Origin of the sequence: Microbulbifer halophilus (assembly GCF_026183675.1) — a bacterium.
GTDB classification, from domain to species: Bacteria; Pseudomonadota; Gammaproteobacteria; order Pseudomonadales; family Cellvibrionaceae; genus Microbulbifer; species Microbulbifer halophilus.
This window is the reverse complement of sequence record NZ_JAPIVK010000014.1, coordinates 112,943-121,134: the sequence shown is the minus strand read 5'-3', so window position 1 is coordinate 121,134 and position 8,192 is coordinate 112,943. Positions and strand designations below refer to the sequence as shown.

The following is an 8,192-nucleotide window of genomic DNA, read 5'->3' as shown; positions in this document are numbered from 1 at the left end:
CGAGTCCCGAGTCCCGAGTCCCGAGTCCCGAGTCCCGAGTCCCCAACAATACTACCGCAGCGACTTATCCAGGCTCCCGAAGGCCCTGCGCATATCGACTTTCATATCGGACCAGAAGGTGACGCTGGTAAAGCGGTCCAGGTTGCTGCCGCGGACGCCGCGACCGAAGTTGTCGCCGATCTCGCGGCGGTCGCGGAAGCGCATCACGGGGTTGCCGTCGCGGTCGTAGAGGGTGCCGGTGAGGACGGCATAGGCGCTTTGCTGAGTGTAGACTCGCCAGTAATGCGCAGACGGCTCCAGCGGTGCGCTCAGGGAGAAATTTTCCAGGCGCAGTTTCAGCACATAGTCGGCATTCTGCCGCCGCTGTGCCAGGCGGCTGTTGCGCGGCGCGAGGAAGCGTTCGGCGAAGGTTTCCGCCATCAGGCCATTCAGTTTTTCCCGATCCTTCGTTTCCAGTTCGTAATCCCGCGCACGCAGTTTGTCGGTAGCGCGATCGAAGCGTTTGCGGTAGTCGATTTCCACCGGCGCCACGTAGACGGAAGCACCGCTCAGGTCGAAGGCGAACACCGCGGCCACCTGGTCGAGACCGCTGGCGCGCGCCTGTAAGCCGTCCGCCGCTGCCGGGACTGCGACCGGGGCAGCCGGGGCCGCGGCCTGTCGGGCACAGCCCGCGGACAGCAGCAGCGAGAAAACAAAACAGGACAGGAGCAGGTTACGCATACGGGCCTCACAACTTCCTGTAACTTCAAACAGTTATTGTAAGGCCGGAGACCGGGAAAGACAGGTCAAGAAACGCGAATTCGCCCGGCGGAGACGCCGTTGCGATCAGTAACCGCCGGAGGCGAGATCGACGCTGTACTCGGAGACACTCACCCGCTCGACGCCGGTGCTATAGCTGCCGTCGTCCCGCAGGTCGAACCAGCGGTAACCGGGGAGGCGGTCGTCCACGGAAAAGGGCCCGCTGCCGGGGGTGAATTGCACCGAGGTAGAGGGGGTGGCGTGCAGGCCCAGGTCTTCGAGGCCGGGGCGCTGCAGGCGGCTGTCGAACTGCTGGTGCACGTGACCCCAGACCAGCGCCTTGATACCGGGCGCGCCCGTAACCAGTTGCAACAGGCGCTCACCGCCCTCGCGCAGCATATGGCCGTCGATCCAGTCGCTGCCCACGGGCACCGGCTGGTGGTGCATCAGGACCATCACCGGGTGATCGCGGCACTCGTGCAGCAACTGCTGCAGGCGCTGGAGCTGCGATTCGCTGAGACCGCCGCAGATCTCGTTTTCCAGGCTGGTATCCAGCAGCAGCAGCCGCCAGTGGCCCAGGGCGATCATTTCGGCACTGCGGGCCGGGGCCGCGCGACGCATGCGCGCGGGTTCGTCGTGGTTGCCGGGCAACCAGTACCAGGGCGTTTTGACGCGCTGCATCTTCTGCAGGAACCGTTGATAGGAGGCCTGCGAGCCGTTGGCACTGATATCGCCGGTCGCCACCTGCATTTCGGCCTGTGGCTGCTCGCATTCTATCGCGCGCAGCACCTCGTCCAGCGTGCGGCCGGTATCCAGGCCCAGCAGCTGGTAATCGGGGCGGCTGCCGATATGGGGATCGGTAAACTGCACCAGCCGGTGTGCGGATCCGTTGGACTTTCTGTGCTCGCGACTCACATGCTCACCCTGTACTCACCTCCCTGTGACGGCCGACACTGCTCGCGCTAGATACGCCGGCCATCCAGTACCAATTCAAATTCTGCGCGGCCGTTCGCGAGGCAGTGCCCCAGCCATTCGCCGAGAAAGCGATTGGCCTGCTGTCGCTCGTCCGCGCGCTGCATCCGCGGGTTGGGATAGGTGCTGTGCACTCCTTTGTCACCTATCGGCCCGCGACCATCCACGGCCACCACTTCCGCCATGCGCGCGTCGTGGTAGAGGCGCACGGTGATTTCCGGTGGCGCGAGCCAGTGCCGCTCATCTGCACCGGCTTCCGCTCTCAGGCGTACCTCGGTGGTATACCGGGAGCGCTCCCGCACGGAAAGCTCCAGCGCCCCGTGGGGCATCTGGTAGCGCCAGCACTCGCGGCTGGCCAGTTCCGGCAGGAGTTTGCTCAGGCGCAGGTAGTTTGCGTCGCAGTCGGCGTGGTAGCTGGGCAAGTCGACCCGGTAGGCCGGTTTCCCGCTGCGTTTCGCCGTTGTGTACGCGCGCCTGCTCACCTCAGCACCCGCCTTGGTCAGTGGGGCCATTATCGACACTCCAGTTCTGTTGTCGCCGTGACTCAGATCTCACTTTGTGCGCCCGGGGAGGGAATTGTCGGTGACTCGTCAGACGAGCCGGGCTTCCGCTATTTTAGCGCGATTCAACTGCAACCACTGCAGGCTGATGATGGTGGCGGCGTTGTCGATCGGGCAGCCCCCAGGATCGCCCGCCGCCATCGCCTCCAGTATCGCCCGCAACGGAAAGACCCGCAGGCGGATATCCTCGTTTTCCTCCGGCAGCCCGAAGATCCCCTCGGCATCGCGCAAGTCCGCCAGCGCGCAGAAGAGATGCAGCCGCTCTGCACTGCCACCGGGGCTGGGCATGTAGGTGTGGATAAAGTGCAGTTCGTCCACCTGCAGGCCGGACTCCTCGAACACTTCGCGACGGGCGACATCCTCCAGCGGCTCGTCCGGCTCCACCATGCCGGCAACCACTTCCAGGCACCAGGGCCCGCCGGGGCGCTCCAGGGCGCCGACACGGAACTGTTCGGTGAGGCCCACCAGTTCGCGCTCCGGGTCGTAGAGCAGCACCCCCACGGCCGCACCGCGCACGAACAGCTCGCGCTCGAACGCATCGCTCCAGCCGCCGCGGTAGAGTCGGTGGCGCAACCGCAGCCGCAACATCTTGAAAAAGCCCTCGAACACCGGCTCGCGCTCGATAATATCCACCGCACCGCGGCTGAACTGCGGCGTCAGGTCCGCGCTGTCGGAATCTCTGGATTCAGCCATTTTGCCTGCCAAACGTCCATCTGAAAGCGGAGTATGCTGCCAGTGACGGGACGATGCCAGCAAGTCGCAGTATCAGTAACCTGCACCGGAGCGCGGCGGAAAGCGGTTCAGCAGAAGCGCCAGGTCTTCGCGCAGGCGCTGCTGGCGCCGGACGGGATCGTCGTGGCGGCCGGCACCGGACGGTACGCTGGCGCGCCACAGGGGCGACTTGTCCGGCGACAGGATATCCAGCACCAGGATATCGCGGCGATACTGGCGCACCTGCAACGGCGCGCGCCAGCCAAAGCCCCAGGAGTGGTAGCCGCCGTAGAGTCCAAAGGAGTCTTCGTAAACGGCGACTTTTTCTTCGGAAACCAACTGCAGTCGCACCAGGAAATCGGCGCTGGCGGCGTCTTTGGCCCGCTCGAAGCGCATGCCCAGAAGACTATCGGCCGCATTGCGGGCGCGCTTTAGGTCCAGCGGGGAAAAGGCACCGGTGGCGAGGGGATCGAGCAGGTAGTAGCTGCGCAGGCCGGAGAATTCCGCCTGCGGATCGTAATCCACCGCCACCGGCGGTGGTCCCGCCGCGCAGCTGGCCAGCAGCAGTGCGGCGAGGGCGAGAATCGAGTAACGATAGATGGCCGTCATGCCAATCTCCTACAACGGACTGAAGATCGGGCATCCGTGCCTGGATTTGAACGAGAGGTCAGTGAGTGCCCGCGAACTCCCGGGCACCCTGGTTCAGTAGGCCTGCGGCAGATCCCTCAGCAGGTCCCGCACCGCGGCGCCGATAATGCGCCGGCGCTGCTCGGCATTCTCCGGGCGTGCGATCAGCTTGGTGGCGCTGCCGCCCCAGATGGCCGGCGCCTGATCCGGGCCGATCCCCAGGGTCAGTACCACCCGCGGGGCGCCGGTGCGCTCCGGCAGCTCTACCACGCCCTCCTGGGCGTTGCTATCGAACTGGGCATCCCATTCCGGGTCGCGGGGATCACCGGAGAACTCCTGCTCGACCACAGCCACCTGGTAGTCCACCACCATGTCCGCGCCGGCCGTGTCCGCCACCTCCCGGTAGCCGCGGGAGCGCAGCTCCCCGGAGACAATGGCGCGCATTTCATCATCCAGTTCCACTATGCGGGCGGTGGCATCGGGGGCAGTGTTCCTGAGTGGCGCCTCGCTCCAGGCGTAAGTGGAGAAGCGGACGGTGCCTGCCGCTGCGCCGGACTCCACCCGTTTCACCTGCATATCCTGGCAGGCGACCAGCAGCAGCCCCATCATTCCCACGAATATCAAACGCATAGCGGATCCCTGTTCCCTGTTTTACGGTGTGTCGATCTATTTGCTCGGCCCCGCGGCCGGGTATAACTCTATTTTAGGACTCCAACCCAGCCACTCGGGTTTCACCTCCGGGTAAAGCGGGTAGTGGCTGCCGGACTCCACCTCGCGGCCGGTATTCTCGGGCGTGGCGAAGGCGACACCACCGGCGAGCAGCGACTGGGTGGACTCGGTATGCACCGTCAGGCCGCTCATCAGGCCGAAATTCACATCCATGCCGCTGGCGTTCCAGAATACCGTATTCTCGCGCACCAGGGTGCTGTAGCGGGGTTCGATATGGACATGGACATAGACCCGGTCCGCCAGTTCCCCGAGGGCAAAACCGGTCACCTGGCCCACCTTCACCTGACGGTAGTAGACCGGGCTGCCCGACACCAGCGAGCCGCGCCGTGGCGCGTCGAGGATCACCGTCAGTCCCGGGCGCATCATGGTGTCCGCCAGGTCCGGCTCGGGCGGCGCCGCCAGGGCCACGAACTCGGTCTGTTCCTCCCCACCGGCGCCGGGTTCCAGCGCCAGGTAGCGACCGGTGATCAGGGTATCCAGATTCGCCACCTTGTCGACGCCGATTTCCGGCGACACCACCCAGATTCGCGTGCCCTCGCGGGCAAACTCCTCCTCGCGGTGATACAGCTTGGCCAAGGCGCGCACCGAACCCAGGTCGCGCTGCAGCCACAAGTGCAGGATCTCCCCCACCTTGACGCCCTTGTAGCGCAGCGCTGCGCCCTTCCGCAGCCCCTCGGCATCCGGCAGGGTAATGCGGATATTCACCCCCTCTTCCAGCGCCGCCTCGCGGCTGTCGTAGAGCGGATAGGAATCGCCGCCCTTGGCCGGGCCGGCCTCGCGGCGGGCGCGGGGGCCGCTGCCGAAGGCGATACCGCCGCGCAGCATCGACATTAGCGAGTCCGCCTCCACCTCAACACCCTGCAGGCTGGCACTGGCGCGCAGGCCGCTGATATTCCAGAAGCGGGTACGCTCGTTGACCAGGTGCGCATAGCGCGGCTCGATCACGATGAATACCTCGACGCCGTCGCCGCTGTCGTCCAGTTCCATGCCCTGCACCTTGCCCACCTCGATCCGGCGGTAATAGACGGACGCGCCCCGTTGCAGGGAACCGGGGCTGCGCGCGGTCAGGCGCAGGTGCAGGCCGGGCTCGCGCGGGTCCATCGGCGGCGCCGTGGCGCGCGCGTCGAAAGTCCGACGGGAGCGCTGGCCGCGGCGCAGGTCCACCTCGATACGGTTGCCCTCGAGCAGATCGTTGAGGCCGCTGGAGATATCCAGGGTTGGCGGCGCCATCCAGAAGCGGGTGTTCTCGCTCAGCAGGTCGTCGGTGATCGGGTCCATCAGCACCTCGACCTCCATGCCATCGAGGGAGCGGTTGGCCTTGACCTCGCTGACCTCTCCCACCTTGACCCCCTGGTAGGACACCTGGGTACTGCCGGCGGTGACATTGACGCCGCGATCGAAATTGAGGGTGACGGGAATACCGGCGTCGGCCTCGGCAAAGCTCTTGTAGAGCTTGAACTCACTGCCGTTGACCGCCAGCGGCGACTGACGTTGCTCCTCCGGCGTGTGGAAGCTGACCCCGCCGGCCACCAGCGCGGCCAGGGATTCCAGGTTGACGGTGACACCGCTGATACCCCCCTCCACCGACAGGCCGGACACATTCCAGAAACGGCTGCCACGGTGTACCAGGTGGGCGTACTCGCGGCGGATGAACAGGTCCACCTTCACCTCGTCGTCGTCCTTGCCGAGGCGGTAATTCTCCACCTGGCCGACCTTCAACTGGCGGTAGTAGACCGGCGAGCCGCGGTTCAGCGAGCCCAATCGCGGCGCCTCCAGCACCACCCGCAGGCCGTCGCCGCGCACGTGGGCCGGCGGCCGCTCCAGCGCGATGAACTCGCGCTTGGGCGCGCCGCTGCCCGGCTCCACGGCGATGTAGTTGCCGGACACCAGCGTCTCCAGGCCGCGCACGCCGGTGATCGACAGCTCCGGCTTGACCACCCAGAATTCGGATCCCTCCGCCAGCAGGTACTCGGCACTGCGGTTGAAATCCACTTCCGCCAGCACACCGTCGGCACCATCCAGCTCCGGCGCATTGGGCACCAGGCGGAAATCCTGCACCAGGCCGATATCCACACCGGAGTACTTGACCGCCGTCTTGCCCCGGACCAGGCCATCGCCGGACTGCAGCAGGATGGTGGCGCGGATATCCCCTTTAGTGACATCCTGGTACAGCAGCCATACGGCAATCGCCGCCGCGATCAGCGGCAGTATCCACACCAGCGGCAGACCGCGACTGCGCTTGAGCACGGCCTCCTGGCGGGGCTGCTCGGGAAACTCTTCAGACATTCCCCGCGGCTCCTCCATCCTTCGGGTTGTTGTTCTCTCCGGTTGCACCGCTCTCGCGCAGTTCCTCGCGCGCGTCGTCGCAGGCATCCCAGATCAGGCGCGGGTCAAAGCTGCGCGCCGCCAGCATGGTCACCACGACCACAGTGGCAAAGGCGGTGCTGCCGGGGCCGGCAGTGACCGAGGCGATGGCGCCCATATCAACCAGCGCCACCAGAATGGAAATCATGAACAGATCCAGCAGCGACCAACGGCCGATACCGGATACGACACGGTACAGTTTCATCGCCTGCAGGGGAAACCGCGGCGGGCCAAACTGTACCCGTACCAGCAGCAGCGTCAGGCCCACCAGTTTCATCACCGGCACCGCGATACTGGCGACAAACACGATCAGCGCAATGCCCCAGAGACCCGCGTGATAGAGCTGCATGACACCGCTGATGATGGTGCTCGGTTCGCCGGCCCCCAGGTAGATCACCGTCATGATCGGCAGTATATTGGCCGGCAGCAGCAACAGCGTTCCGGTAATGGTCAGCGCCCAGGTCAACATCAGGCTGCCGTCGATACGCCCGTGCACCCGGGCACCACAGCGGGGGCAGCGGGTGGGGCCGCCGCCGGCGGGCAGCGATACCAGCTGGTGGCAGCAAAGACAGCTGCTCCGTCCCTGCGCCAGCGCTTTCTTCGGCCGGCTCAAGCCACCGCCTCCGCGCGCCTGCGGCGCGCCGCCATACGCGCCCACACCGACTCGGGATCAAAACTGAGTGTCGTCAGGTTGGCGACCACCATCATGGCGGCAAAACAGTATAGCCCGGCGCCCATTTCCATCTTTCCCAAGTCACTCATTTTGACCAGCGCCACCAGGATGCCGAGCATATACACATCCAGCATGCCCCACTCCTTCAGATGGTGATACCAGCGCACCGCCGCCGCCACCGGTCGGTCGAGAAGGGCCCAGGTGCAGCCCCAACAGACAAAACAGAGCAGTATGAACTTGCCCAGCGGCGCCACCACGCTGCAGAAAAGCACCAGCGTCGACATCCAGTAATAGCCCTCGGAAAACAGCGTCTGCACACCGTTGAAAAGCGTATTTTCCGCACCGAATGCAAAAATGGAGAAGCTCAGCAGCGGCAGGCTGGCCGCGGGCACAAAAAGTACCAGGCCGGTCAGGCTCAGCGCCGCCGTGTAGTGCAGGCTGCGCCGCGGGTTGCGGTGCAGAATCGCATCGCAGCGCGGGCACACCAGTTTCTGCCCCGGCGGTGCCAGCCCGTCCTCCAGCAAAAGGTCGCACTCGTGGCAGGCCCGCTGCCACTGCTCCCCCGATTTTTCTCGCTGCCCGAACCCCATTGCTCGAATTCCTTGCCCACTTCTACAGAATCTTTGCTGCATCCAGAAACACAGACACCGCGTCTATTGAATAATTGCAACCCGACCAAACATGGGTTCAGCGAACGCGACTGTTCGCCTGCGAATAACCGCACATTCGCGTCGGTTTAACGAAGATATACCAAATTGCCACAACCGTCGCCTCGACGCCTCCGGGAGCCCCGGGTAAACTGGCTCACGATTCGAGAG

The 8,192-nt window shown here is 65.1% G+C and carries 9 protein-coding genes; all 9 read right to left on the bottom strand.

The genetic code is table 11. The features are described from left to right. Positions 1–51 precede the first annotated feature (51 nt). Complete coding sequence (locus OQE62_RS09530) at positions 52–720, bottom strand: hypothetical protein (RefSeq protein WP_265721794.1); 669 nt, start codon at positions 718–720, stop codon at positions 52–54. 105 nt (positions 721–825) lie between these two features. Further along, positions 826–1,653 carry a metallophosphoesterase gene (locus OQE62_RS09525; RefSeq protein ID WP_265721793.1) on the bottom strand — a complete coding sequence of 276 codons (828 nt, stop codon included), beginning with the start codon at positions 1,651–1,653 and terminating at the stop codon, positions 826–828. A 47-nt stretch (positions 1,654–1,700) separates the two neighbouring features. Then, a complete protein-coding gene (locus tag OQE62_RS09520; RefSeq protein ID WP_265721792.1) occupies positions 1,701–2,222 on the bottom strand; it encodes a DUF1249 domain-containing protein in 522 nt (173 codons plus the stop codon). 78 nt (positions 2,223–2,300) lie between these two features. Next, entirely contained in the window at positions 2,301–2,963 is a 663-nt protein-coding gene (locus OQE62_RS09515; RefSeq protein WP_265721791.1) for an NUDIX domain-containing protein, read from the bottom strand. A 72-nt stretch (positions 2,964–3,035) separates the two neighbouring features. Continuing rightward, complete coding sequence (locus tag OQE62_RS09510; protein ID WP_265721790.1) at positions 3,036–3,590, bottom strand: DUF4136 domain-containing protein; 555 nt, start codon at positions 3,588–3,590, stop codon at positions 3,036–3,038. A gap of 93 nt (positions 3,591–3,683) precedes the next feature. Further along, the gene (locus OQE62_RS09505; protein ID WP_265721789.1) at positions 3,684–4,238 is read right to left on the bottom strand and encodes a DUF4136 domain-containing protein; all 555 of its coding nucleotides are present in this window, start codon (positions 4,236–4,238) and stop codon (positions 3,684–3,686) included. Positions 4,239–4,274: 36 nt separating this feature from the next. Next, positions 4,275–6,623 carry a PqiB family protein gene (locus OQE62_RS09500; RefSeq protein ID WP_265721788.1) on the bottom strand — a complete coding sequence of 783 codons (2,349 nt, stop codon included), beginning with the start codon at positions 6,621–6,623 and terminating at the stop codon, positions 4,275–4,277. Further along, on the bottom strand, positions 6,616–7,314 hold the full coding sequence (locus tag OQE62_RS09495) for a paraquat-inducible protein A (RefSeq protein ID WP_265721787.1): 699 nt from the start codon (positions 7,312–7,314) through the stop codon (positions 6,616–6,618). The genes OQE62_RS09500 and OQE62_RS09495 overlap by 8 nt, the downstream gene beginning before the upstream one ends. Then, positions 7,311–7,964 (bottom strand): paraquat-inducible protein A, encoded by a 654-nt coding sequence (locus tag OQE62_RS09490; RefSeq protein ID WP_265721786.1) that lies wholly within the window; start codon positions 7,962–7,964, stop codon positions 7,311–7,313. Before OQE62_RS09490 ends, OQE62_RS09495 begins: the two co-directional genes overlap by 4 nt. Positions 7,965–8,192 lie beyond the last annotated feature (228 nt).